Below are 23,589 nucleotides of genomic sequence, written 5' to 3' on the forward strand. Positions count from 1 at the left end.
AACCTGGCCTACTTGCTTTTGACCAAGATTTTCACCGATAGAATCCGGTCGCGCTCCCGCTGGGCCTGGGGGCCTTCGGTGGGGTTGATGCGCTCGAGAACCTCCATCCCTTCTTGCACCTGGCCGAAGATGGTGTACTGCTGGTTGAGGTTGGGGGTGGGGCCATAGGTGATGAAAAACTGACTGCCGTTGGAGTTGGGGTCCATGGTACGGGCCATGCCCACCACCCCCTTTTTGTCGTAGTTGAGCCTAGGCGTGACCTCGAGGCCAAACTGGTAACCAGGCCCCCCCATCCCCGTCCCGGTGGGGTCACCGGTCTGGGCCACGAAGCCGGGGATCACCCGGTGAAAAGGCACCCCCTCGAAGTAGCGGTGCAAAGCCAAAAAAACAAAGGAGTTGACCGTGATGGGGGCCTCCTCCTCGAAGAGGTCCAAAAGCACCCGGCCCTTGCTGGTTTCCAGCTCAGCGTAGTAGTCGTAGCGGGCCGGGTCTATCACCTGCTCGGGCTGGGCAAAGCGGGTTACGGGTTTATCCGAACGGTAAGGCAAGGTTTCCATCTTTCCTCCATCGCTGCGCGACCAGAGCATCCATCCAGCCGCCAGCAAGGCCAGCAAAACGGCAAGCGTTAGGGCCAGGCGCATCCAAGACAGTCTACTAGATGCGGGGCAGGGTGATGCCCCGCTGGCCTTGATACTTGCCCTGGCGGTCGCGGTAGGTTACCTCAGGCCGTTCCCCCTCGAAAAAGACCAACTGCACCACCCCTTCCCCCGCGTACATCTTGGCCGGCAGGGGGGTGGTATTGGAAAACTCCAGGGTCACGTGGCCCTCCCAACCCGGCTCGAGCGGGGTGATATTGGCCACGATGCCCACCCGGGCATAGGTGCTCTTGCCGATGGCAATGGCCATCACGTTTTCCGGCATGCGGATGTACTCCATGCTGCGGGCCAACACAAAGGAGTTGGGGGGGATGATGACCTCATCGCCCTCGTAATCCACGAAGCTCTTGGGGTCGAGGCCCTTGGGGTCGGCAATGGTGTGGAATACGTTGGCGAAGATTTTCCACTCCCGCGCAGCGCGCAAATCGTAGCCAAAGCTGGAAAGCCCGTAGCTGATCACGCCCTCGCGCACCAGGCGTTCCTCGAAGGGCTCGATCATGCCTTGTTTGGCCTTTTCCCGTATCCACCAGTCGGGCTTGATGCTCATGCCCCTCACTATACCCTCCACCTCAAGGCCCTTTCTCACAACCTGGCCTCATCCGGCAGGCTAAACTATAGCTCATGCGCACGCCTTCGGGTTGGCTCCTGTTGCTGCTATTGGGCCTAGGGCTGGCCGCCTGTGGGGCGGATAGCCAGAACAACCAAAGCCGCCAGCCGCTGCGCCTGACCCTGCGCCTCGAGCCCGGCTACATCGACGAGCCCTACAACGCCACCCTCACCGCCGATGGAGGGGTACGGCCCTACCGCTTCAGCCTCGAGGGCACCTTGCCTAAGGGGCTCAGCTACAGCAACGGGCGCATCAGCGGGGTTCCTCAGGAAAAAGGGAGCTTTGAACTTATCGTAAGCGTGGAGGACGCCAACCTCTCCAGCCGCAGCCAGAAGGCTACCCTCACCATCGGCGAGACCCCACCCCCCCGGCTGGACCAGGTCTTCCCTCTAGCCGAGGTGGCCGACCCCTTCCCCTATCTCTTCCGGGTGCGCAACCGCGAGGCTAGGGGCTTCCAGGCCCAGATTCCCCTCAAAAACCTCACCTTCAACCTGGAGAGCTTCAAAGCCGATAGTGCTCTACTCTACGTCCTGCGCTACGACCAGGAAAGGGGCCTACTGGACATAGACGCGGTCTTCCTAAGCCCTCGCAAGGACGTGGAGGCCTTCCGTTTCACCGCCACCCCCCTGCCTGAGCAGAAGGTACGGCCCGAGCTGAGCTTCCGCGAAACCCGGGTGGCCTTCTACGACCGCAACGGCAAGCTGGCCCTGGGTGCTCCAGCCATCCCCCGTACCCCCAGCGAGGGGCGGTACCGCTACAGCGACCTCGAGGCCCTGGCGCGCAACTGGGGCCGCCGCCTAAGCCCAGCCCAACCCAGCCCTTCCCAGGGCCAGGCCGAGGAAGAAAAAGACCCTAGCGAGAACAAAGCTCCCTCCAACCCAAACCAGGCCCCACCTGCCCAGGGGCTGGAGGGCGACCTCAACGGCGACGGCGTGGTGGATCAAAAGGACCTCGAGCTTCTGCGCAGTTCCTACGCCTGGGTCAGCGTGAACACCAATGCAACCCCTCCGCCACCCCCAGCCGCCCCAGGCCCTAGCGATACCCCGCCCAGCAACCCGGAGAACCCCGAGGACGCCCAAGCCCCCTAGCCCCCCAGCTGGCCCTATACTGAGGCTGTGGGCAGGGCACTTTTAGTTCTAGCCCTACTGTGGCTGGTTGGCCTGGCTGGCTTCCTGCTGCTGCGCCACACCCCCAAAACCTCGCCCCTTTGGGGGCTACGCTCGTTCTTCTGGCTGTTCCTCCAGGCGTTGGGGATAGCGACCCTGCTTTTCCTCGTTGCCCTGGCTACTGGCCTCTTCTCCCTGCGGCACACCCCCTTTGGCTAGCTATGCGCATCGCCATCCTAGCGGACATCCACGCCAACCTTCCGGCCCTCGAGGCCGTGCTGGCCGACTTGCGCCAGGTGAAGACTGGCCTGGTCATCGTCAACGGGGATATAGTCAACCGCGGACCCTCCAACCGCGAGGTGCTGGAACGGCTACTGGAGCTGGCCAGCTCCAAGGAAGGCCAGGCCTTGGCCCCTGGAGGGTTTTGGTTTACTCTAGGCAACCACGACGACCTGCTGGTTAAGTGGGCCCAGCGCGACCCCATGCTGGCCGAGCTTTACCACGATCCGTTGTTCGCGCCCACCGCCTGGTCGGTGGCCCAGCTCCCCCAGGCCCACCTGGACTGGCTGGGTCGCCTGCCCTTCCAAGTGGCCATTGCTGAGCTCTCGCAGCAGGCCTTCGGGCTGGATAAGGCCCAGGGGATGGGGGAACGGATGCTGCTGCGGGCCACCCACGGTTCCCCCCGGCACTACCGCGAAGGCTACGACGAGCACCAGTTAGGCACCCTGGACGAGATTAGCCAGAGCTTCCCTGCCCGTCTGCTGGTGGGCGCACACACCCACCGGCCCTTCCTCCACCAGCTCGAGCAGGCCCTGGTGCTCAACAGCGGAGCGGTAGGGGCTCCCTTCAACGGGGATGTACGGGCCCAGTATGCGGTGGTGGAAATAGAGCCAAACCGCCTACAGGTAGAGTTTCGCCAGGTACCCTACGACCTGCAAGCCGCCCTCCAGGCCTACTACGACACAGGCTTGATGGAGGAAGGGGGCCTGGGAGCGGAGATCTTCTACCACGAGACCCGCACCGCCCGCTCGCTTCTAATGCCCTTTTGGTTCTGGGCCGAGGCCCAGGGCCGCCCCCGCGACTGGGAGGCCTGGCGGTTGTACCAGGCCACCCACCCCGAACGCTTTGCCTGAGCTTTCCTCACTAGCGGGGCCTGCGGTAACCTACAGGCATGGGCCCCTCCACCGAGCGCCTCCGTGCTTTTGTGATGGCAGCCCACGGCGACTTGGAACAGGTGCGGGCCTTGCTCGAGGAAACCCCCGCGCTGCTCCATCTGGCCTACGAGTGGCGGCCCGGCGACCAAGAAAGCGCCATCCAGGCTGCGGCCCATACCGGTCAGCGGGCCATCGCCCTCTACCTGCTGGCCCGAGGTGCCCCCCTATCCAGCCCTACAGCGGCCATGTTGGGTCTGGAGCAAAGCCTGCGGGCCATGCTCCAGGCCGACCCCCGGCAGGCCCAGGCCAGAGGGGCCCATGGCATCCCGCTGTTACCCCATGCCGCCCTGTCTGGCCGGGAGGCCCTAGTGGCCCTGGTCTACGAATACGGCGCGCGCGAGGGCAGCGGCTTAGCGTTGGGCCTGGCGGCCCAGCGGGGCTACCTGGAGGTGGTACGCTGGCTACTGGCCGAGGCCCAGCCCGACCTGAGCTGGACCAACCCCCAGGGCAAAACCGCCTTAGCCTTGGCCCTCGAGGGTGGCCATAAGGCTGTTGCGGAGCTGCTGCAGCGCTACAGCTGATATGGAAAACCTACCCGCTTTTCTGCTCGAGGCCCCGCCGCCCTCGAGCGTCACCCATTCTAGCTTCGCTGTCCAATCGCAGTACGCTAGGATTCCAGTGATGCAGAAGCGCCGCTTGATGGTGATACACTGGCAGCTTTTTTAATATGGCCCCCACTCTGCAAGAGGCCCTTCTGGCCTGGTACACCCAACACCAGCGCCGGCTACCCTGGCGGGAGGCTGCCGACCCCTACCGGGTGTTGCTGGCCGAAGTACTGTTGCAGCAAACCCGGGTAGCCCAGGCCATCCCCTACTACCAGCGCTTTCTAGAGCGCTTTCCCACCCTAGAGGCCCTGGCCCAGGCTAGCTTAGAGGAGGTGCTCGAGGTCTGGCAGGGCTGCGGCTACTACGCCCGGGCCCGCCACCTGCACCAACTGGCCCGCCAAGTGGTCGCCCGTGGCCAACCCCTGCCCCACACCGCCAGCGGGCTGCAAGCCCTACCCGGGGTGGGCCCCTATACCGCCGCAGCGGTGGCCTCCATTGCCTTTGGCCAGGCTATAGCCGCCGTAGACGGCAACGTGCGACGGGTGCTGGCCCGCCTGCAAGCCTGGGAACACCCCAGGCCAAAGCAGGTGCAGGCCCAGGCCCAAGCCCTTCTGGATGCGCTAAAAGGCCAGGTTCATCCTGGAATCTGGAACCAGGCCCTGATGGAACTGGGGGCCACGGTCTGTACCCCGAGAAAACCCAACTGCCCGGGCTGTCCCCTGGTCACCTTCTGCCGGGGGCAAGGCCAACCCGAACGCTACCCAGCGGCCAGGCCACGCCCACAACGAAGCCTCGAGGTTGTAGCGCTGGTACTGCAAGGCCCCTTGGGTTTCCACCTGGAACCCCGCCAAGGCCGGTGGCTAGGGGGGCTGTGGGGGGTTCCCCTGGAAGAGGAACCCGGTGGCCTGGCCCGGCTGCTGGCCCGCTTTGGCCTGCAAAAAGCCGAGCTTTTGGGCACCCTGCGCCACGACCTCACCCACCGTAGGCTTTGGGTGCGGGTCTATCGGGCCTGGGGGGAGGGTCGGGAAAATCCAGCCGAACGCCCTTTATCCAGGCTAGATCGCAAAATCCTGGCCCTGGCTACCGCCCCAGCCGCCGGGGCGGCCAGACCACCTTGGCCTCCTTCCTAAAAGCGGTAAGCACCACCATGCGCAACCGGCCCAGCCGGAAAACCTGGGTTATGGCCAAGCGCAATCCCTCAAACTCGTCGTAGGCAAAAACCCGCTTGCCGCCCCACAGCCGATCCAACCCGCTTTGGCTCTGATCGAAAACGCGCACGCTTCGCTTGAGCTCCCCTTTGGGGAAAAGGTAAAGATGATAGGCCATCTCGTCTTCCGAGCGGCGCATCGAGCGAACCTCGACCAGATCGTTGGCGTAGCGCACGAGTTTTTCCCACACCGGATTGACCTCGCTCATAGCGCCTAAGATACCCCAAGGGGCTCACTGCTTGCCCAATAGCTCCGCCACAAAATCGTAGCGGTCGCCCCGGTAGTGGCTGCGGGTGAACTCGAGTACACTCCCATCGGCCAGGTAGCTGAGCCGCTCAATGTAAAGCAAGGGCTCGCCGCTGCGGAGGCCTAACAGCTCAGCCTCCTGGCGGCTGGCGGCCACCGCACGGAGCCGCTGTAGAGCCCGGGCTGGGCGCAGGCCACGCGCCTCTAGGTAGGCATACAGCGAATCCTGTACTTGCTCGGGCTGGGGCAACCGATGGGCGGGTAGGGCAGCCCGTTCCACCGCCACCGGTTCACCCTGGGCACTGCGCACCCGTTCAAGCCGGGCCACCTTCTCCCCAGGGGAGAGGGATAAGGCCAGTACCTCCTCCGGGGTAGCCGTAAAAAGCCCTCGCTTGAGCCAGCGGGTGCCAGGCTCGAGGCCCCTTGCACGCATATCCTCACTGAAACCGGTCAGAAGGGAAAGGGGCTGCTCCAAGCGGGGGGCCACATAGGTACCCGAACCCTGGCGGCGCCGCACCAGCCCCTGGGCCTCGAGGCGCTCCAGAGCCTTGCGCAGGGTCAGGCGGGAGACCCCAAACTGTTCGGCCAAAGCCCGTTCGGGCGGCAAGGCTTCGCCCGCCTTCCAGGTCTGGGCGGCCAGGGCCTCGCGCAAAAGGGCCTCGAGCTGCAAATACAAAGGGGTAGCTGAACGCGCATCTAACTTGGTCTGCATAGGCGTGGGCATATTTTAAGCTATTATACCACTTGCATACCATTATAGCCTACCGTATACTCCCCAAAGAGGCCGCATGTAGGTCAAGGGGTTTCTGCAGGAGGAGGAGATGAATAGGCAGCTTTGGTTTGCAATCTGTTTACTGGTGGCTGGGTTGGCCTGGGCCCAACCCAAAACCCTACCCGCCTACACCAACCTCGGGGTGAGTACGGGCAAGGCTGGAGGGAGCCTTACCCTAGCCTTGGCCAGTGCGCCCCAGACGTTTTTCTACTACGGGGCGATCGACGCGGCTATACAAAACCTAGCCAACCAGATGTTCGACGGCCTGATCGAGTACAACCTGGCCAACTACCAGATCGAACCCGCTCTGGCTACCCGCTGGAGCATTAGCGAAAACCGCATCTACACCTTCGAGCTGCGTCGCAACGTGCGCTGGCACGATGGGCGGCCCTTCACCGCCGACGATGTGGTCTTCACCTACACCCAAATTGTGGCTAACCCTGAGGCCCGCGGAGGCGATGCCGCCAACTTCGAGGGGGTAAGGGTCGAAAAGCTGGGCGACTTCCGGGTGCGCTTTACCCTGCCCAAGCCAGCCCCGGCCTTTATCCACTACATGCGCCTGCCCATCATGCCCAAGCACAAGCTGCTGCCCTTCAGCCAGGAAGGAGGGAAACCTCGAGCCGAGATCAACACCGCCTGGCCCACCAACGTCAACCCTGAGGAAGTGGTGGGCACCGGGCCCTTCCGCCTGCGCAGCTACACCCCCGGCCAGCAGGTCACCTTGGTGAAAAACCCCAACTACTGGAAGCGCGACGCCGCGGGGAACCCCCTGCCCTACCTCGACCAGGTACAGTACCTAATCATCCCCGACTCCCAGGCCCGGGTGGCCCAATTCCTGGCGGGCAACCTAGGGCAGATTAATATCACGGGGGCCGAGTTCCCCGACCTCAAGCGGCGGGAAACCCAGGGGGGCCCTTTCCGGGTAGTGCAGTTTAGGGCCCTGTTCGGCTCGCCTCCTCATATCGGCTTCAACTACAACGCCAAGAACCCCGAGCTAGCCCGGCTTTTTAGCAACAGCGAGTTCCGGCGGGCTTTGCAGTTTGCGGTCAACCGCGAGCGTATCATCGAGGACGTCTACAACGGCCTGGCTGAGCGAGCCAGCTACGGGGTGGCCCCCATTTCGGAGTGGTTCTATCCCGAGGTAGTCCGGCTGCAAGGCCGCTATGACTTGAACGCAGCCAACGCCGCTTTGGACCGGCTGGGCCTAGCCCGGGGGCCAGACGGCATCCGGCGGCTGCCCAGTGGACGCCCCCTCGAGTTCACCCTAACCTACGGCTCCAACTCGGCGGTCTTTAGCGCTATCGCCACCATCCTGCAAAACGACTTCCAGCGCGTGGGGGTTAAGGTCAACCTGCAGGGCATCCTAGCCGCCAACCTGCTGGCCACAGGCCGGGGAAGCGACTGGGAGGCCATTTTGCTAGCCCTGGGCGACCAACCCGACCCCGAGCTGCGCACCCCTATCTGGAAACCGGGCGGGGCGCTGTACTACTGGCACCAGGCCACCCAGCCTACTACCCCTGGGGGCCCACCCCAGTTCAACAACTTCCTGCCCTGGGAACGGGAAATCTACGACCTTTGGGAGCGTGCTGCCAGCACCACCAACTTTACCCAACGCAAGGCCCTCTATGACCGCTGGCAGGCCATTGCCGCCCGTGAGGCCCAGGTCATCATGATCGCCAAGGAGTATGCGGTGGGCGCTGTCTCCAACCGCTACGGCAACTACATCTACAGCCTAGGGGTAATCCCCGGCTACAACCCGCTGGTGCTTTTGTTCCAGCGGTAATACCCCTCCTGCATCAGGGTGGGCTGCGGCCCTCCGCAGAGCTTTTCTTGTGTAGGTCAAGATGGGCATAGGTGTGTTCATTCTGCGCCGGGCGCTGGTAGCCCTGCCCACCCTGCTTTTAATCTCCCTTCTGGTCTTTACCGTCATCCAGCTTCAACCCGGAGGGTTCCTGGAAAACATGCTGGAAGACCCCCGGGTAAGCCGCGAAACGGTGGAACATATCCGTCGGCAGTACTTACTGGATCAGCCGGCCTGGGTGCAGTACCTACACTGGCTGAGGGGCATCCTGCAGGGCGACTTTGGCTTTTCCTTTCTCAATGGCCGCCCCGTCTCCGAACTCATCTGGGAGCGCCTGGGCTGGACGGTCTTCTTGGCCGCTCTGACCCTTTGGGTCACCTGGTTGATCGCCATCCCCTTGGGTATCTACACCGCACTAAACCGCTACAGCCCTACTTCAACCGCGCTGAACTTCGTGGGTTACTTCGGGCTAGCCACTCCCGACTTCCTGTTGGCTTTGCTGCTCATCTACCTGGTGCTGGCCAGCGGCGGTACCAACGTAGGGGGCCTGTTCAGTCCGCAATACATCGATGCCCCTTGGAGCTGGGCCAAGTTCAAAGATCTGCTGGCTCACCTGTGGATTCCCCTGGTGGTCATTGGGCTGGACGGCACCGCCAACATCATGCGCCAGATGCGGGCCAACCTGCTGGACGCGCTCAGCCAGGACTACATCCGCACCGCACGGGCCAAAGGGCTGGCCGAGCGCGTAGTGCTCTGGAAACACGCTGTGCGCAACGCCATTAACCCCCTAATCAGCCTGGCCGGGCTTCAGCTGCCTACCCTGATCTCCTCCACCATCATTGCCTCCATCGTCCTGAGCCTGCCTACCATCGGCCCTTTCCTTTACGACGCCCTTCTCAACAAAGACCAATACGTGGTGATGGCCCTGCTGATGCTTTCGGCACTGCTTTTAATGGTGGGGAATCTGCTGGCCGATATCCTGCTCGCCTGGGTAGACCCCCGCATCCGCTACGAGTAGGAGGCCCCGTGGATAGGCGCAATCATCCCCTCTACCTGGCTTGGCGGCGCTTTTTGCGCTCCAAACCAGGCGTGTTTAGTGGCCTAGTGCTGGCTTTGCTCTACTTAATGGCCCTTTTCGCCGGTTTCATAGCCCCCAACAACATGACCGTGCAGCACCCCAGCGCCAGCTACCAGCCACCCCAGCGGGTCTACTTCTGGCGGGAGGGTCGCCTGGTGCGCCCTTACGTCTACCAGCTCCGGCGGGAACGCGACCCCATTACGTTTATCAGCAGCTACAAAGAAGACCGCAACCAGCCCACCCCCATTCGCTTTTTTATCGCCCAGGGGGAACCCTACCGCTTTTTGGGCCTCAAGACCAACTGGCACCTTTTTGGGGTAGCCCAGGCCGAGGGCTACTTCTTCCCCCTAGGCACCGACCAGTTTGGCCGATGCCTTTTCTCGCGCATTTTGGTAGGCTCGCAGGTCTCGCTTACGGTGGGAGTGATTGGGGTGTTGATCTCTTTTGCCCTTGGCATTCTGCTGGGGGGCATCTCGGGGTACTACGGCGGCTGGGTGGATACCCTCATCCAGCGCACTACTGAGGTGCTGCTTTCGATTCCCCGGTTGCCCATTCTGATGGCCCTCTCCACCGTTATTCCGACCAGTTGGCCTAGCACCTATGTCTACCTGGGGATTATTGCCGTACTATCCTTTATCGGCTGGGCTGGGTTGGCCCGGGTGGTGCGGGGCCAGGTGCTGGCTTTGCGCGAGATGGAATACGTCACCGCAGCCGTAGCCCAGGGAGCCTCTAACCTGCGTATTATTCTTCGCCACCTCGTGCCCAACCTGAGCAGTTACCTGATTGTGACCGCCACCCTAGCCCTACCGGGTTACATCATCGGGGAGTCGGCCCTCTCCTTCCTGGGGCTAGGCATCAAGGAGCCCATGGCCAGCTGGGGGCTTTTGCTTAAGGATGCGCAGAACTTTCAATCGCTGAGTCTGTACCCCTGGCTCCTAACCCCAGGCCTGCTGATTTTTGTTTCGGTACTGGCCTACAACTTCTTCGGCGACGCCTTACGCGATGCTGCCGACGTGCGCTCGAGGGACTGAGTCAGACCTCCAATTCTTCTAGGGCAGCCTGGTGGATACGCCGGGCCTCAGCGGCCAGGGGGGTCTTTTCCAGCCGGGAGAGCAGTTCGGCATCGAGCGGCTCGAGCCGCAGCCCAGTTAGCCAGTCGGCAGGGTGGGGGCTGGCCCGGCAGGCCTCGAGCCGCCTTTGCAGCCAGGTTACCTGGAAGCGCTCGAGCTCGGGGTGGTCGAGGTCGGTCAGAGGGGGGGTCTCGCCAAGGCTTTCCTCCCACAAATCCACCCATAGCTCCGGGCGGGGTACCAGCCGGTAAGCCTCCAGGAAGTAAGCTGGGGCCCGGGGAGGCCGGCCCGGTTCAAGGGTGTTGAGCAGCTCCGACCAGAGCACGCGGAACTCGCCATCCGAGACCCCCATCTGCTCGAGCAAAGCCTCCTTACTCCAGCGCTGACGCACCAGCAGTAGCCCCAGCAATAGACGGGTTTTTTCCCGCTTGAAGCGCACCTCCTGGTGGTTGACCCAGACCCGCAGCCCCCCATAAGCCCGCACCTCCACCCAGGCCCCTGGGTGGTAGGGCAGCTCGAGCCGGCCCATCTCCCAAAGCAAACGGCGGCTGCGGTGAAGGGGGGGCGCAAAAAGGGTGGGCCGGGCCAGAAAGGGGTAGCGCAACAGGAGCCTCTGGGGGTCGGCCCCCCAAGGGTAGGTCTCGGCCAAAGCCCGCAGGAAGGGGTCGTCGAGGCCCACCAGGGCCGGTAGGGCGAAGGGCTGGCCCCGGCGCAAGTGGGCCTGGGCCGCTACCAAGGTCATAAAGGCCTCCACCCAGGCATCCCCCGCCTCACGGGCTTGGCGCACCATCTCTTCAAAGGCCCCAGCCTCACCCAAGGCGGCCAGCCCCCCCAGGGGCTCTACCCGTAGCCTCGAGGGCCCCCCCTCGGAAAGCCAAAGCGCCCGCCGGTAGGCCTGGCCAGCCTCGGCCCAACGGTTCTGGGCCAATAGGGCGTGGCCCAACCGGGCCTCGGCTAAGGCCACCACAAAGGGGCTGCCTAGGGTCTCACCTTCCCGCCGCCCCCGCTGGGCCGCCGCCTCGGCCACCGAGGCCTCGCCCGCCACCGCCTCTAAGAGCGCGCAGAGCAGGGTGCCCTCGCGGTGGTTCTGGGGCACCCTAGGGCCGCTATCCCCCCCTTGGCGGCGCAAGAGTTCCAGGGCTTTTTCCGGCTGGCCGCTGCGTAGCAGCACCCGGGGGCCGGTGAGGCCCAGTGCCTGGGCTTCCTGCACCCGACCTGCGTTGAGCAGGTTCTCGGCCCACAAAGGGGCCACCTCCTCGGGATAGCGGGCTCGAGCCGCCAGCAAATACCCTTGGGCCTTGGCCGGCTCCACCGTATCCAGGTGCAAGCGGGCCAGGCCCAGCAAAGCCCGATCCACCCCCTCATCCAGGGCCTGGCGGTAGGCCTGCTCGGCCTCGGCGTAGCGACCGGCCTGGCGCAGGCTTTCCCCGTGTAAGTAGTGCAGGGCTGGACGAGCCTGGCGCAAAGCCTGGGGCAGACGCTCGAGCAAGGCCAGCACGCTGTAGGTAAGCCCCTGGGCCAACCAGGCCTCCCCCCGCTGCAATACCAGGTCGGCAGCATGCCCCAAACGGCCCGCCTCGAGCAAATAGCCCGCGGCCCGCACCTCCTCGCCCTGGGCCAACGCCCGGTCTGCCGCCGCGGAAAGCAGCCGACGGGCCTCGTCGGGGTGCATCTGGGTCAGAAGAGCCTGGCGCACCAAAGGATGAAAGCGCAGGCGCTCCCCCACCTGCTCCAGCAGCAGATCAGCAGCGTAGGGTTGGAGCAAGGCCCAAGCCTCCTCCTCTGGCCCCACCTCCCCCAGCACGCTGGCCTGAACCGCACACTGCTGGAGGGCTTCTGGCAAAGCCGGCAGCAGATAGGCCAGCAACCCCTTGGGGTCTGGGTAGGCGTAAAAGGCCTCCTCTGGCTTGGCTCCCCGCCGCATAGCTCGCAGAAGCAAGCGCAAACCCAAAGGCCAGCCCCGTACCAGGCTGTGCGCCTGCTCCACCTCAAACGCCGGCAGCTCGGGGGCAATGGCCCGGGCCAGCTGCAAGGCCTCAGCCGGATCAAAGGCCAGCTCAGCCTCGGCCAGCACCCGCCCCAGCACCTCCCAGGGGGCGGCCCGGCGGCTCAGAATGGCCAACTGCAGGTTGGGCACCTGGATCAGGGTTCGCAGTAAAGCCACCACTGCCCGGCTGTCGGCCCGCTGGGCTTCGTCCAGCACCAGGCGATGGGGCGGCAGCGCACCCAGGCTTTCCAGCAAAGCCTCTCCCGCCGCTGCCCAAGCCCCCCGTTCCAAGGCTTCTTCCATCCGGGCCAACCCCAGGCCCAGCCCCTGCCGGTAGACCTCGAGCAGGTGCCAACCCAGTACTACCGGGTCGGAACAGTCCTCTCCCAGGGTAATCCAGAGCGCCGGCCGGCTCGAGAGCAGGGTGGACTTGCCGTAGCCAGCCCCTGCCGCCAACACCAACACCGGGCTTTTGGCAAAACTGCACTCCAGCAGGACCCAAAGCCGCTCCCGCTCCACCTCCCGCGCGGTACGAGGAGGCAGCAGGCGGCTTTTGGGTACCCGGTAGGGCATCGGTTTTAGTTTACCCACTCAACCGAGACCCGCGCAGTGTAACAAGGTTGTAACAACCCACCGGTAGACTGACCCCCAATCGAGTTCTGGGGTTTGACATGACATACCTTCGTGGCCTAGGGGTCTACCTACCTACTGCGCGCATGACCAGCGGGGAAATTGCAGCAGCCAGCGGGCTGCCGGAGTGGGTCGTGCGGGAAAAGCTGGGCATCGAGCAAAAACCCATCCCCGGCCCCCAGGATCATCCAGCCCAGATGGGCGCCTGGGCAGCCCAGCAGGCCCTGGCCGAGGCGGGCCTCGAGGCCCAGGCGGTGGATGTGGTCATCAGCATCACCGATGAGCACAAAGACTATCCGGTCTGGAGCAGCGCCCCCTTCATCGCCCAACAGGTGGGGGCCAGCCGGGCCTGGGCCTTCGACCTGAACCAGAAGTGTGCCAGTTTTATAAGCGCGCTGGCGGTGGCTGAAGGGCTCCTGGCCAGCCAGCCTGAGCTACGGCATATCCTGGTGGCCGGCGGCTACCGCAACGGCGACCTCATCGACTACACCGACCCAGCGGTGCGCTTCATGTACGACCTGGCCGCAGGGGGCGGGGCGGCGGTGCTGAGCCGGGAAGGCCCCGGGCTGCGGCTGCTGTCCAGCCAGCTCAAGACCGATGCCAGCCTGGCCACCGCGGTGCGGGTGCCGGTAGGGGGCACAGTAGAGCCCCTGAACCCCCACAACCTAGGGGCCTACCGGCTACGAGTGGCCGAGCCGGAGCAGATGAAGGCCCGCCTCGAGCGGGTCTCGCTGCCGGGATTTCTGGAAGTCATCCAAGGGGCCCTGGCCCGGGCCGGCTACACTGCTGCCGACCTCGACTACCTGGCCCTGTTGCACATGAAGCCCTCAGCCCACAAGGCGGTGCTGGAGGGGCTGGGTCTGGCGGAAGAACGCTCGATCTACCTGAGCCAGTACGGCCACCTGGGCCAGCTCGACCCCATCCTCTCGGTGTGGTTGGCCCGCCAGGCTGGCCGGATTGGCCCTGGCAGCCTGCTGGCCCTAGCCGCCGCGGGAGTGGGCTACCACTGGGGGGCTGCCGTCCTGCGCTGGGAGGGGAGATGGAACTGAACGCCAACTGGCTAGCCCGCCTGGCGGATTACCACCCTACCCGCCCGGCCGTGTATTGGCGCGGGCACTGGCTGAGCTACGGCGAGCTGTACCAGCGGGCCCGCCGAGCCGCAGAAGCCCTGGCCGGGCTCGGGGTGGGCCAAGGCCAGCGGGTGGGGGTGCTGAGCACCAATCATCTGGGCTACCTCGAGCTCTACTTTGCCGCCCCCCTGCTGGGCTTCATCCCTACCTTGTTTAATCACCGCCTGAGCCAGACCGAGCTGGCTGGCCTGGTGGCCTACACCCAGCCCACGGTGCTGTTTTTCAGCCAGGAGCTGGCCCAAACCGCCCAAGCCCTGCACCCCGTCACCTACCCGCTGGAGGCGCTGCAAAGCCTACCCCCGGGCCCTCTGCCACCCTACCAGCCCGACCTCGAGGACACCGCCCTACTGCTCTTCACCGGCGGCACCACTGGCCTACCCAAAGCCGCCCAGATTCCCTACCGCCAGCTCCTCACCAACGCCTTCCAGACCTGCATGAGCTGGGGCCTTCGCCCCGAAGACCGCTACATCGTGGCCACCCCCATGTTCCATGCTGCCCTCAATGCCCTAGCCACCCCGCTGCTCTACCTGGGAGGCAGCGTAATCATCCAGGAAAAGTTCGACCCCGCCGAGTACCTGCACTGGGTGCAACACCAGGGGGTGAGCCTGCTTTTCCTGGTGCCCACCATGTACCAGATGCTGGCCCAGCACCCCGATTTCGCCCAGGCCGACCTGCGCGGTGTGCGTTGGGCCATCTCGGGTGGGGCCCCCTGTCCGGCCCCAGTGCGGGAGGCTTTCCGGGCCAAAGGGGTGCGCTTCAAACAGGGCTACGGCCTCACCGAGTGCGGGGTCAACTGCTTTACCCTGGATGTGCTCGAGGCCGAGCATTTTCCCGAATCGGTGGGTCGGCCCATGCCCCACCTGTGGGCCCGCCTGGTAGGCCCCGATGGCCTCGAGGCTGCCGAGGAGGGCGAGCTTTGGCTGGCCGGGCCTACCCTAATGTCGGGTTACTATCAGCGGCCCGAGGAAACCGCCAAAGCCCTGGTGGAGCAAGAGGGTCGGCGCTGGCTGCGCACCGGCGATCTGGCCCGGCGCGACGCCGCCGGGCGCTACTACATCGTGGGCCGGGCCAAGGAGATGTTCATCTCGGGGGGGGAAAACGTCTACCCCCTCGAGGTTGAGCGGGCCCTGTACGAACACCCCGCGGTGCTGGAGTGCGCGGTGCTGGGTGTGCCCGACGCCCGCTGGGGAGAGGTGGGGCTGGCCGCGGTGGTGCTCAAAAGCCCGGCCTCTGCGGAGGAGCTAAAGGCCTTCCTGCGGACCCGGCTGGCCGGCTATAAGGTGCCCAAGCACTTTCTCTTCCTCGAGGCCCTGCCCAAAAGCGGCCCCGGCAAAATCCTAAAAAACCAACTGGCCGAACACTTCCGGAGGGGGCATGCCTAAGGTTGCGCTGGGAGACCTCGAGCTTTTCTACCGGCTGGATGGGCCCCAAGAAGCCCCCCTGCTGGTGCTGGCCAACGGCATCTTCCAACGCACCGAGGCCTGGGATGGGCTGCTGCCCTACCTGGAGGGCTTCCGTGTGCTGCGCTACGACATGCGGGGGCAGGGCCAAAGCCAGGTACCCCCCAAGCCCTACACCCCCGAGGTCCACGCCGACGACCTGGCCGCTTTACTGCAAGCCTTGGGGCTAGAGGACTACACCCTGCTGGGTCTTTCCAACGGTGGGGTGGTAGCCCAGGTGTATGCCACCCGACAGCCTTCAGGGTTACAGCGGCTGATCCTGCTCTGCACCACCCCCCGGCTCGACCCCCTGCTGCGGGCCAAGGTGGAAAGCTGGCGCTGGGCCCTCGAGGAGGGGGGAACCCTGGGGCGTCTGCAGGTGGCCTTGCCCTGGGTCTGGGGCCGGGCCTACCTGGAAGCCCACCCCGAGCTCACCAGCCAGGAGGCCCTGGCCCAGATGCTGGCCAGCGCCCCAGGCCTCGAGGCCCAACACAACCTACTGGAAGGCTTCCTCGCTCTGGAGGATCTGCGACCCCGGCTGGCTCAGATCCACACCCCCACCCTGGTGCTCAGCGGCGAGGAGGATCTGCTCTTCCCTCCCCGCTATGGTCAGGAGATTGCCCAGGCTATGCCCAACGCCCATTTCCGGGTGCTGCCCCAGGTGGGCCATGTGGCCCCGCTGGAAAACCCGGCTTTGCTCGCGGCGGAAATCCGCTCGTTTATGGAGGCTGTATGAGGTTCAAAGTCGGCGACAGCGCCAGCTATACCCAGACCATCGGCGAAGCCCAGGTGGCTTTGTTCATCGGGGCAGTGGGGGATACCAACCCCCTGCACACCGATGTCCAGTACGCCCAGAAAACCCGCTTCAAAGCTCGTATTGCCCAGGGCATCCTGGTAGCCGGTCTGATCTCCACCGCCATTGGCACCAAGCTACCGGGGGTAGGGGCGGTCTACCTGGGCCAGAACCTGCGCTTCGTGCGCCCGACCTATCTGGGCGACACCATCACCGCCACCGTAACCGTAACCGCCATCCGCGAGGACAAGCCCATCCTAACCTTGCAGACGGTCTGCACCAACCAGCACGGACAGGAGGTCATCGTGGGGGAGGCTACGGTGCTTTACGAAGAAGCCCTCGAGGGCGAAGGAGGTAAGAGATGAAGAAAGTCTTGGTTCTGTGGGTACTGCTTCTAGCCGGACTAGCTCTGGCCCAGACCACGGTGCGGGTGGGGGTGTTGCTGCCCATCAGCACGGTTGCAGGGAAAGCTGCCCTAAACGGGGTGCAACTCGGCGTGGAACAGGTCAACGCCGGCGGCAAGGTGAAGATCGAACTGGTGGTGGTGGACGATGGCAACACCCCGGCCACCGCGGTTCCCGCGCTGACCAAGCTGATGACGGTGGATCGGGTAGACATCGTCATCGGGGGGCTGGCCTCGGGGGTAACCTTTGCCCTTTCAGGGCCGGTCAAGCAGTACCAGCCGCTGTTTTTATGCATAGGAGCCGCCAGCAGTGTAGTAGAGCAGGCCTTTAGCGATTATGGCCGTTTCTTCCACTATCACCCTTGGGACTACCACAACGTGGCCGCTGCCCTGGAGTTCTTCAAATACCTCTACGAAAACGGGGCCCGGCGGGTGGCCATCCTCTACGAAGATGGCCCCTTTGGCTCAGCCGGCATCCAAACCTACCGCGCTCAACTACAAAACCAGGGCTACACCGTACAAGCCGAACCCTTCAAGACCGGCTCGGGCAACTTTACCGCTATCCTGACTCGTTTCAAGGCCTTCCGCCCCGACATCCTGTACTGGATTGGCTACGACGTGGACGCCCTGCCCATCGCAGCCCAGACCCGGCAGGTGGGCCTCGAGCCCAAGCTCATCTATGGAGCCCCCCCGGCTTGGCCGGTAGGCTTCGAGAAAAACCGACTCTCCAACGACGTGGCGGGCATGACCGCCTGGCTACCTTCGGTAGCCAACAACGAAAGCCGCCGCTTCGTCAACCTCTATCGCCGCAAGTTTGGTGAGGTCACCGACGAGTACATGGCCCCCATGGGCTATGTAATCGCCCTCAGCCTGGGCCGGGCCGTGGAAGCAGCCAGCTCAGCCGACAAAGACCGGATCGCTACCGAACTGGCCAAGGTGCAGATGGACACCCCCTTCGGCCCTCTCTCCTTCAAACCTTCGGACACCGGTAGAACCCGCTTCCAGGGCTTCAACCAGAGCATCTGGTTGCAGTTCCAGTACCTCGAGGGCAGCCGACGCCCGGTCTTCCCCGCTAACCGCGCAGCCCGCCCACTGCGCTACCCCGGCAACTACTGATGGAACTACTGCTGCAAACCCTAATCAACGGCATCCTGGCCGCCGGCCTCTACGCCCTGGTGGCCAGCGGCCTGGCCCTGGCCGTCGGTGTAGTGGGCATCGTCAACTTCGCCCACGGTGAGTTTTCCATGATTGGGGCCTTTGTTTCCTATCTGCTTTTCGTAGGGGCTGGCATCGACCCAATCCTCTCGCTGGGCCTGGCTGCTGTGGTGTTGTTCGTGGTGGGGGCCCTTACCTACTATGGCCTCATCCGCCCGGTGCTGGCCGCCCCCGAACTCAACCAGATGCTCCTAACTTTTGGCCTCTCGGTGGCACTGCAAAACCTCGCCCTGCTTCTCTTCGGAGCCGATACCCGGGTACTCTTTACCCCCTACCAGGGCGCTACCTTAGCCCTGGGGGGGGTTTCCTTTGGTCTGCCCCCCTTCGCCGCCTTCGTGCTCTCGGTGGGCCTGCTGGTAGGGTTGTACGCCTTCTTAGGCCGCACCCGGCTGGGCTTCGCCGTGCGGGCAGTGGCCCAGAACCGCCTGGCCCCCGGGCTTCTAGGCATTGAGACTCAGCGGATATACCTCTTGGCCTTCGGTCTTTCGGCAGCATTGGCCGGAATGGCCGGGGTGATGCTCTCGGTAATGCTCTATACCAGCCCTACAGTGGGCTTCGCCTACACCCTCAAAGCCTTTGCCATCATCGTAATGGCTGGCCTGGGCAACCTGCGGGGGGTGATCCCTGCGGCCATTGTTCTGGCCTTGGCCGAAGCCTTGGTCAGCACCTACGTGCCCGGGGGTGGAGGCTGGGTCGAAGCGGTTTTTTTCCTAGTCATCTTCCTGGCCCTGACCTGGCGTAGCTGGAGAACCCGATGATACTGGTAGGGGGAGTACTGTTGCTGGCCTTGCTGCTGCCAGGGCTGCCGCTAGGAGAGTGGCGGGCCTTTGTACTAGACACCGCCCAGTTCGCCTTCCTGATCAGCGGGCTGGCCCTGGCCTGGGACCTGCTGGCCCGCACTGGCCAGCTTTCCCTAGCCCATGGGGCTTTTTTTGGCCTAGGAGCCTACAGCGCAGCCCTTTTGGCCCCAGGCCTGGGCACCCTTCCCGCCCTCCTGCTGGGGGGAGCGGTTGCGGCATTATTTAGCCTTTTGCTGGGACTTTCCACCCTACGGTTACAGGGGATGTACTTTGCCATTGCCACCCTGGCCTTCAGCGAGGTCATACGCACCCTGGTGCTCAAAGCCCAGTTCACCGGTGGCTCGATTGGCCTACCGGTACAGCCGGCCTTCGCTGGGGCCTACCCCTTGGGAGGCTACTATCTGGCGGTGGCCGTGCTAGCTATTTGCGCCATGGTGAGCCTGCTCCTGGGCCGTAGCCGGCTGCACTACGCCATGGCCGCCACCCGCCAGGGCGAGGCGGTGGCCCGGGTGCTGGGGGTCTCGGTGGTGCGGGTCAAACTGCTTGCTTTCATGATCTCGGCCTTCCTGGCCGGGCTGGCCGGCGGGGTATACGCCATGAAGACCCTGTTTCTCACCCCCTACGACGCCTTTGGTCTGGGCCGGGCAGTAGAGGCTTTGGTGATTCCCATCTTTGGCGGGCTTTACACCACCGCCGGGCCACTGCTGGGCGGCCTGATCGTAGTGAGCCTCGAGACCTGGCTGCGCCTGCGCATCGGCGAGGGGTATCTGGTGGTGTATGGGCTGATTCTGATTCTAACCATCCTGTTCCTGCCCAAAGGGCTCATGGGGCTGCTGGCCCGCCGCAAGGGGGGGCGCCATGCTTAGGGTGAGGGGGTTGTCCAAGCGCTTTGGCGGGGTGGTGGCCGCCAGTGGGATCGACCTCGAGGTAGAACCGGGGGAAATCCTGGCCGTGATTGGCCCCAACGGGGCGGGCAAAAGCACCTTGTTGAACCTGCTTTCTGGTCTGATCCGCCCCGATGCCGGAGAGATTACCTTCCTGGGGCAAGACCTCACCTACGCCCCCCCGGAGGTACGCACCTGGAAAGGGTTGGGGCGGGCCTTCCAAATCGTGCAGCCCTTTCCCGAGATGACCGTGCGGGAAAACCTGCTGGTAGGGGCCCTTTATGGCAAGCCGGGCACCCCTGTGCAAACCGCCCATCGGGTGGTGGAACAGGTGCTCGAGCTCACCGGCCTGGCCCCCAAGGCCGAAACCGAGGCGGGCGAACTGACCCTCCTGGAGGACAAACGCCTGGAGCTGGCCCGGGCTCTGGCTACCCAGCCCAAGCTGCTGCTTTTAGACGAGGTGATGGCTGGCCTGCGCCCCGCCGAGGCCCTGGAGGCGGTGGCACTGGTTCAGCGCATCCGAACCAGCGGGGTAACGGTGCTGTTCATCGAACACCTGATGCCGGTGGTGCGGGCCTTAGCCGACCGGGTGGTGGTGATGGACTACGGCCAGGTAATCGCCCAAGGCTCCTACGCGGAGGTGGCCGCCCACCCCAAGGTGCGCCAGGCCTATCTGGGGAGGAGCGCGTGAAGCTTACGGTTGACCAACTCACCGCAGGATATGGCAAAGCCCAGGTGTTGTTTGGCCTCACCCTCGAGGTAGCTGAAGGCGAGCTGGTGGCTCTTCTGGGGGCCAACGGCGCGGGCAAGACCACCGCTTTGCGGGTTCTTTCCGGCCTGATCAAGCCCTGGGGGGGCCAGGTTGCCCTAGATGGGCAGAGCCTGCTGGGCCTTTCCGCCGCCCGGCGGGCCCGCCTGGGGCTGGGGCATGTACCCGAAGGACGCCAGCTTTTTCCCTTGATGAGCGTAGAGGAAAACCTGTTATTGGGTGCCGCCTTCTTAGCCTGGGAGAGCCGGGCTGAAGGACTAGAGCGGGTCTACCGGCTCTTCCCCCGCCTGGCCGAACGCCGCCGACAACTGGCGGGTACCCTTTCTGGAGGTGAGCAGCAGATGCTGGCCATTGGCCGGGCTCTGATGGGCCGGCCCCGCATCCTAATGGTGGATGAGCCCAGCCTGGGCCTCTCCCCCCGCCTGGCCGAGGAAGTGCTCGCCACCTTAGCCCAGGTACGGGCTGAAGGGGTGGGGGTGCTGCTGGTCGAGCAAAACGTGGCCCTGAGCCTCGAGGTGGCCGACCGGGGCTACGTGGTGGAACATGGCCGGGTGGTACTGCAAGGCCAGGCCAAGGAGCTGATCCAAAACCAAGCGGTACAGAAAGCCTACCTGGCCCTGTGAACTCGTGGGGTTTAGCGGATAATAAAGCCATGCTACTACAAGGCAAGACAGCCCTCATCACGGGTGCGGCCAGCGGCATCGGCAAGGCCATCGCAACGGTGTTTGCCCGGGAAGGGGCCCGCCTTCTCCTCAACGACCGGGCCGAAAGCGGCGCTGAAGTGGCCCAGGCTTTAGGTGGGGTTTTTTTGCAGGCCGACCTTTCCCGTCAGGAGGAGGTGCGGGCCTTGGCCCTGTGGGCCCTCGAGCAGGGACCTGTAGACATCCTGGTCAACAACGCTGGCCTACAGCGCATCCACCCGGTGGAAGAGTTCCCCGAGGAAACCTGGAACCTGATGCTCCAGGTGCTCCTCACCGCCCCCTTCCAGCTCATCAAATACACCCTGCCCAGCATGAAAGCCCGCCACTGGGGGCGCATCCTCAACATCGCCTCGCTGCACGGCCTGGTGGCCAGCCCCTACAAGTCGGCCTACATCTCGGCCAAGCACGGTCTTCTAGGGCTGACCAAGACCGTGGCCCTCGAGGCCGCCGAGTACGGCATCACCTGCAACGCCATCTGCCCGGCCTACGTCAAGACCGGCATTGTGGAGGCCCAGATCGCCGATCAGGCCCGCACCCTGGGCATCCGCGAGGAGGAGGTTATCGAGAAGGTCATGCTGGCCCCCGCAGCCATCAAACGCCTGATCGAACCAGAGGAGGTGGCCGAGCTGGCCCTTTTCCTGGCCTCGGACAAGGCCAGCGCGATCACCGGCTCGGCCCAACTCATCGACCTAGGCTGGACGGCACGCTAACCCCGCCGGTAGACCCGTCGCTCGGCCTCGATGGCCTGGAGCACCTCCTGAATCTCTTTGGTCAGGCTGCGAATCTCCTCGAGGTCGCCGGTAGCCTTGAGCTGGGTTTTGAGCTTATCCAGGCGCATCTCGTAGTAGACCTCGCGCACCCGGGCCATGGCCACGTTCAGGTGGGCCTCGAGCTGGGCCCGCTCAAAGCTGGGGCTCTTCATCAGGGCGTCGATAAGCCGAGCCCCCTCCCCCCGCTGTTCAAACTGCCTAAGGATGCGGCTTTTGCCCTGGGCCTTATGGGCCAGCTGCATAAACTCAGCCAGCAAGCTACCCTCGGGGGGCCAGGTGTGGTCCTCTACATACAGCGCCCACTGCACAAACTCCTCCTCGGGCACCGCGTACAACAGGGCGATCACATCCAGCTCACGCAACAGCCGTTTCTCGGTGAGGTCAGGCTGACTCAGGCCAATATAGGCCGAGGGGTCGGAGTGTTTTCTCCCCTGGGAGGCACGGTCTTTGGCTAGGTAGTCTTCCAGCGCCCGGGGCGGGATGGCCAGGGCACCGATGACCTTGGCCTTCAGCGCCTCCACCACCCGGTCAAAAGGTTCGCTGGAGACCAATCGGGGGCGCAGGGCCTCGAGGACGCGCTGCTTGTGCTCCGGACGGCTCAGGTCTAGTCCTTGGGCCGCCCTCTCGAAGCGGTACTCCACTTCAGGCAAAGCCGTAGCTAAAGCCGCCTCGAAGCGCTCCCGGCCATCGGGCAACAACAAAAGGTCGCCGGGGTCGCGCCCCTCCTCGAGCAAGACCGCATATACCAAGAACCGGCGGACAACCTCTAGGTTCAGACTCTGCAGGGTGGCCTTGCGCCCGGCCTCATCGGCGTCAAAGGCCAAATAAAGCTCCGCTGCTTCGGCCCGCTTAAGCAGGTGGGCCTGCTCCGAGGACAGCGAGGAACCCAGCACCCCCACCGCCTCGCCAAAGCCAAGCTGGTGCAGGGCAATCACATCGAACAACCCCTCCACCACCACCGCCCGCTGCTTGGCGCGAATCTGAGTGCGGGCCTGAGGATAGCCATACAGCAGGAGGCTCTTCTTGAACCAAGCCGTCTCGGGGGAGTTGAGGTATTTAGGCTGCTGATCGCCCAAAGCTCGAGCGGTAAAGGCTACGGTACGGCCCAGCGGATCCTGAATGGGAAAGGTAATACGGTGGCGGAAGCGGTCGAAAAAGCGCCCCTCCCGCTCCACCAACACCCCGGCCTGAACCCCCTCCTGAGGGCTTACCCCGTGGCGGTGCAGGTACTGGAGCAGGCCATCCCAGCTTTCTGGGGCGTAACCCAGACCAAACTGCTCGATAGAGGCGGAACTCAGGCCACGCTGCTGTAGGTAGTCCAGGGCCTCCCCCCCCAGGTTGGCCCGAAAGTAGGCCTGGGCCAGCTCGAGCACCTGCAGCAACTCCCGGCGGGCTGAGCTCCGGCCCCGCTGCTGCGGCAGTTCAACTCCGGTCTCCTGAGCCAGCCGCTGGAGCACCTCGTCGAACTCCAGGCCCTCGATTTTCTCCAGAAAGGTGAAGAGATCCCCCCCGGCCTTGCAACCGAAGCAGTAGTACAACCCCCTGACCTCGTCGACGTGAAAGGAGGGGGTTTTCTCTTGGTGAAAGGGGCATAGACCCTTCCAGGTACCCCTGCCGCTGGGCCTAAGCGCCACATACCGCCCCACCAGCTCCTTTAGAGGCATCCGGGCGCGGATTAGCTCAATGGCTTGGGCCGTCTGGGCATCCATAGGCATACCCCAGAAAATAGACCCCTATTTTACGTTCCCCCACCTCCGGCTGGTTC

Annotated in this window: 24 protein-coding genes and 1 pseudogene; 19 read left to right on the forward strand and 6 right to left on the reverse strand. The window is 64.3% G+C overall.

Annotated elements, in window-relative coordinates:
* Nucleotides 1-8: 8 nt before the first annotated feature.
* Nucleotides 9-641 carry a peptidylprolyl isomerase gene (locus tag G552_RS0103145; protein WP_027881702.1) on the reverse strand — a complete coding sequence of 211 codons (633 nt, stop codon included), beginning with the start codon at nt 639-641 and terminating at the stop codon, nt 9-11.
* Nucleotides 642-654: 13 nt separating this feature from the next.
* Nucleotides 655-1,203, reverse strand: a complete 549-nt coding sequence (gene dcd / locus G552_RS0103150) for a dCTP deaminase (RefSeq protein ID WP_027881703.1) — start codon at nt 1,201-1,203, stop codon at nt 655-657.
* 74 nt (nt 1,204-1,277) lie between these two features.
* Here dcd and G552_RS0103155 point away from each other — a divergent pair, with 74 nt between their 5' ends.
* From G552_RS0103155 to mutY, 5 genes are all read left to right on the forward strand, one after another.
* Nucleotides 1,278-2,351, forward strand: a complete 1,074-nt coding sequence (locus G552_RS0103155) for a putative Ig domain-containing protein (RefSeq protein WP_027881704.1) — start codon at nt 1,278-1,280, stop codon at nt 2,349-2,351.
* 27 nt (nt 2,352-2,378) lie between these two features.
* Entirely contained in the window at nt 2,379-2,588 is a 210-nt protein-coding gene (locus G552_RS0103160) for a hypothetical protein (RefSeq protein ID WP_027881705.1), read from the forward strand.
* A 2-nt stretch (nt 2,589-2,590) separates the two neighbouring features.
* The gene (locus G552_RS0103165; RefSeq protein WP_027881706.1) at nt 2,591-3,502 is read left to right on the forward strand and encodes a metallophosphoesterase family protein; all 912 of its coding nucleotides are present in this window, start codon (nt 2,591-2,593) and stop codon (nt 3,500-3,502) included.
* Between the two features lie 38 nt (nt 3,503-3,540).
* A complete protein-coding gene (locus G552_RS0103170) occupies nt 3,541-4,104 on the forward strand; it encodes an ankyrin repeat domain-containing protein (RefSeq protein WP_027881707.1) in 564 nt (187 codons plus the stop codon).
* A gap of 146 nt (nt 4,105-4,250) precedes the next feature.
* The gene (gene mutY / locus G552_RS14660; RefSeq protein WP_036270190.1) at nt 4,251-5,258 is read left to right on the forward strand and encodes an A/G-specific adenine glycosylase; all 1,008 of its coding nucleotides are present in this window, start codon (nt 4,251-4,253) and stop codon (nt 5,256-5,258) included.
* Here the strand turns inward: mutY and G552_RS0103185 are convergent.
* Together G552_RS0103185 and G552_RS0103190 are read right to left on the reverse strand one after the other, a co-directional pair.
* Complete coding sequence (locus G552_RS0103185; protein WP_027881708.1) at nt 5,209-5,544, reverse strand: hypothetical protein; 336 nt, start codon at nt 5,542-5,544, stop codon at nt 5,209-5,211. The two genes, mutY and G552_RS0103185, sit on opposite strands and share 50 nt — an antisense overlap.
* A gap of 24 nt (nt 5,545-5,568) precedes the next feature.
* The gene (locus G552_RS0103190; protein WP_027881709.1) at nt 5,569-6,294 is read right to left on the reverse strand and encodes a GntR family transcriptional regulator; all 726 of its coding nucleotides are present in this window, start codon (nt 6,292-6,294) and stop codon (nt 5,569-5,571) included.
* 109 nt (nt 6,295-6,403) lie between these two features.
* On the opposite strand from G552_RS0103190, the gene G552_RS0103195 reads away from it, so the two are divergent.
* The 3 genes from G552_RS0103195 (at nt 6,404) to G552_RS0103205 (ending at nt 10,264) form a co-directional block, all read left to right on the forward strand.
* The gene (locus G552_RS0103195; RefSeq protein ID WP_027881710.1) at nt 6,404-8,137 is read left to right on the forward strand and encodes an ABC transporter substrate-binding protein; all 1,734 of its coding nucleotides are present in this window, start codon (nt 6,404-6,406) and stop codon (nt 8,135-8,137) included.
* A 61-nt stretch (nt 8,138-8,198) separates the two neighbouring features.
* Entirely contained in the window at nt 8,199-9,173 is a 975-nt protein-coding gene (locus G552_RS0103200; protein WP_245575095.1) for an ABC transporter permease, read from the forward strand.
* 8 nt (nt 9,174-9,181) lie between these two features.
* Entirely contained in the window at nt 9,182-10,264 is a 1,083-nt protein-coding gene (locus tag G552_RS0103205; RefSeq protein WP_027881712.1) for an ABC transporter permease, read from the forward strand.
* A gap of 1 nt (nt 10,265) precedes the next feature.
* On the opposite strand, the gene G552_RS0103210 is transcribed toward G552_RS0103205, so the two are convergent.
* Nucleotides 10,266-12,863, reverse strand: a complete 2,598-nt coding sequence (locus tag G552_RS0103210) for a MalT transcriptional regulator family protein (protein WP_027881713.1) — start codon at nt 12,861-12,863, stop codon at nt 10,266-10,268.
* A 98-nt stretch (nt 12,864-12,961) separates the two neighbouring features.
* On the opposite strand from G552_RS0103210, the gene G552_RS0103215 reads away from it, so the two are divergent.
* From G552_RS0103215 to G552_RS0103260, 11 genes and pseudogenes are all read left to right on the forward strand, one after another.
* Complete coding sequence (locus tag G552_RS0103215; RefSeq protein ID WP_027881714.1) at nt 12,962-13,969, forward strand: 3-oxoacyl-ACP synthase; 1,008 nt, start codon at nt 12,962-12,964, stop codon at nt 13,967-13,969.
* Complete coding sequence (locus tag G552_RS0103220) at nt 13,960-15,432, forward strand: class I adenylate-forming enzyme family protein (protein WP_027881715.1); 1,473 nt, start codon at nt 13,960-13,962, stop codon at nt 15,430-15,432. Before G552_RS0103215 ends, G552_RS0103220 begins: the two co-directional genes overlap by 10 nt.
* A complete protein-coding gene (locus G552_RS0103225) occupies nt 15,425-16,225 on the forward strand; it encodes an alpha/beta fold hydrolase (protein ID WP_027881716.1) in 801 nt (266 codons plus the stop codon). The genes G552_RS0103220 and G552_RS0103225 overlap by 8 nt, the downstream gene beginning before the upstream one ends.
* Nucleotides 16,222-16,647 carry a MaoC family dehydratase gene (locus G552_RS0103230; protein WP_027881717.1) on the forward strand — a complete coding sequence of 142 codons (426 nt, stop codon included), beginning with the start codon at nt 16,222-16,224 and terminating at the stop codon, nt 16,645-16,647. Before G552_RS0103225 ends, G552_RS0103230 begins: the two co-directional genes overlap by 4 nt.
* Nucleotides 16,644-17,801, forward strand: coding sequence for an ABC transporter substrate-binding protein (locus G552_RS0103235; protein ID WP_027881718.1), 1,158 nt, complete (start codon nt 16,644-16,646; stop codon nt 17,799-17,801). The genes G552_RS0103230 and G552_RS0103235 overlap by 4 nt, the downstream gene beginning before the upstream one ends.
* Complete coding sequence (locus tag G552_RS0103240) at nt 17,801-18,658, forward strand: branched-chain amino acid ABC transporter permease (protein ID WP_027881719.1); 858 nt, start codon at nt 17,801-17,803, stop codon at nt 18,656-18,658. Before G552_RS0103235 ends, G552_RS0103240 begins: the two co-directional genes overlap by 1 nt.
* Nucleotides 18,655-19,566 (forward strand): branched-chain amino acid ABC transporter permease, encoded by a 912-nt coding sequence (locus tag G552_RS0103245; RefSeq protein ID WP_027881720.1) that lies wholly within the window; start codon nt 18,655-18,657, stop codon nt 19,564-19,566. The genes G552_RS0103240 and G552_RS0103245 overlap by 4 nt, the downstream gene beginning before the upstream one ends.
* Nucleotides 19,567-19,621: 55 nt before the next feature.
* Nucleotides 19,622-20,038: pseudogene (locus G552_RS17055) on the forward strand (ATP-binding cassette domain-containing protein); the annotation flags it as partial.
* A gap of 144 nt (nt 20,039-20,182) precedes the next feature.
* Nucleotides 20,183-20,275 carry an ABC transporter ATP-binding protein C-terminal domain-containing protein gene (locus G552_RS17060; protein WP_425411430.1) on the forward strand — a complete coding sequence of 31 codons (93 nt, stop codon included), beginning with the start codon at nt 20,183-20,185 and terminating at the stop codon, nt 20,273-20,275.
* Complete coding sequence (locus G552_RS0103255) at nt 20,272-20,976, forward strand: ABC transporter ATP-binding protein (protein ID WP_027881722.1); 705 nt, start codon at nt 20,272-20,274, stop codon at nt 20,974-20,976. Before G552_RS17060 ends, G552_RS0103255 begins: the two co-directional genes overlap by 4 nt.
* A gap of 29 nt (nt 20,977-21,005) precedes the next feature.
* Nucleotides 21,006-21,764 carry a 3-hydroxybutyrate dehydrogenase gene (locus G552_RS0103260; RefSeq protein WP_027881723.1) on the forward strand — a complete coding sequence of 253 codons (759 nt, stop codon included), beginning with the start codon at nt 21,006-21,008 and terminating at the stop codon, nt 21,762-21,764.
* Here the strand turns inward: G552_RS0103260 and dnaG are convergent.
* A complete protein-coding gene (gene dnaG / locus G552_RS0103265) occupies nt 21,761-23,533 on the reverse strand; it encodes a DNA primase (protein ID WP_027881724.1) in 1,773 nt (590 codons plus the stop codon). The two genes, G552_RS0103260 and dnaG, sit on opposite strands and share 4 nt — an antisense overlap.
* Nucleotides 23,534-23,589: the final 56 nt, after the last annotated feature.

The organism is Meiothermus rufus DSM 22234 (assembly GCF_000423425.1).
Taxonomy (GTDB): domain Bacteria; phylum Deinococcota; class Deinococci; order Deinococcales; family Thermaceae; genus Meiothermus; species Meiothermus rufus.

Coding starts and splice junctions, on each gene's coding strand:
- G552_RS0103190 (WP_027881709.1), bottom strand. CDS start 6,294: ATGCAGACCAAGTTAGATGCGCGTTCAGCTACCCCTTTGTATTTGCAG.
- G552_RS0103185 (WP_027881708.1), bottom strand. CDS start 5,544: ATGAGCGAGGTCAATCCGGTGTGGGAAAAACTCGTGCGCTACGCCAAC.
- G552_RS17060 (WP_425411430.1), top strand. CDS start 20,183: ATGGACTACGGCCAGGTAATCGCCCAAGGCTCCTACGCGGAGGTGGCC.
- G552_RS0103215 (WP_027881714.1), top strand. CDS start 12,962: ATGACATACCTTCGTGGCCTAGGGGTCTACCTACCTACTGCGCGCATG.
- G552_RS0103165 (WP_027881706.1), top strand. CDS start 2,591: ATGCGCATCGCCATCCTAGCGGACATCCACGCCAACCTTCCGGCCCTC.
- G552_RS0103220 (WP_027881715.1), top strand. CDS start 13,960: ATGGAACTGAACGCCAACTGGCTAGCCCGCCTGGCGGATTACCACCCT.
- G552_RS0103245 (WP_027881720.1), top strand. CDS start 18,655: ATGATACTGGTAGGGGGAGTACTGTTGCTGGCCTTGCTGCTGCCAGGG.
- mutY (WP_036270190.1), top strand. CDS start 4,251: ATGGCCCCCACTCTGCAAGAGGCCCTTCTGGCCTGGTACACCCAACAC.
- G552_RS0103260 (WP_027881723.1), top strand. CDS start 21,006: ATGCTACTACAAGGCAAGACAGCCCTCATCACGGGTGCGGCCAGCGGC.
- G552_RS0103145 (WP_027881702.1), bottom strand. CDS start 641: ATGCGCCTGGCCCTAACGCTTGCCGTTTTGCTGGCCTTGCTGGCGGCT.
- G552_RS0103195 (WP_027881710.1), top strand. CDS start 6,404: ATGAATAGGCAGCTTTGGTTTGCAATCTGTTTACTGGTGGCTGGGTTG.
- G552_RS0103210 (WP_027881713.1), bottom strand. CDS start 12,863: ATGCCCTACCGGGTACCCAAAAGCCGCCTGCTGCCTCCTCGTACCGCG.
- G552_RS0103200 (WP_245575095.1), top strand. CDS start 8,199: ATGGGCATAGGTGTGTTCATTCTGCGCCGGGCGCTGGTAGCCCTGCCC.
- dnaG (WP_027881724.1), bottom strand. CDS start 23,533: ATGGATGCCCAGACGGCCCAAGCCATTGAGCTAATCCGCGCCCGGATG.
- G552_RS0103170 (WP_027881707.1), top strand. CDS start 3,541: ATGGGCCCCTCCACCGAGCGCCTCCGTGCTTTTGTGATGGCAGCCCAC.
- G552_RS0103240 (WP_027881719.1), top strand. CDS start 17,801: ATGGAACTACTGCTGCAAACCCTAATCAACGGCATCCTGGCCGCCGGC.
- dcd (WP_027881703.1), bottom strand. CDS start 1,203: ATGAGCATCAAGCCCGACTGGTGGATACGGGAAAAGGCCAAACAAGGC.
- G552_RS0103235 (WP_027881718.1), top strand. CDS start 16,644: ATGAAGAAAGTCTTGGTTCTGTGGGTACTGCTTCTAGCCGGACTAGCT.
- G552_RS0103155 (WP_027881704.1), top strand. CDS start 1,278: ATGCGCACGCCTTCGGGTTGGCTCCTGTTGCTGCTATTGGGCCTAGGG.
- G552_RS0103230 (WP_027881717.1), top strand. CDS start 16,222: ATGAGGTTCAAAGTCGGCGACAGCGCCAGCTATACCCAGACCATCGGC.
- G552_RS0103225 (WP_027881716.1), top strand. CDS start 15,425: ATGCCTAAGGTTGCGCTGGGAGACCTCGAGCTTTTCTACCGGCTGGAT.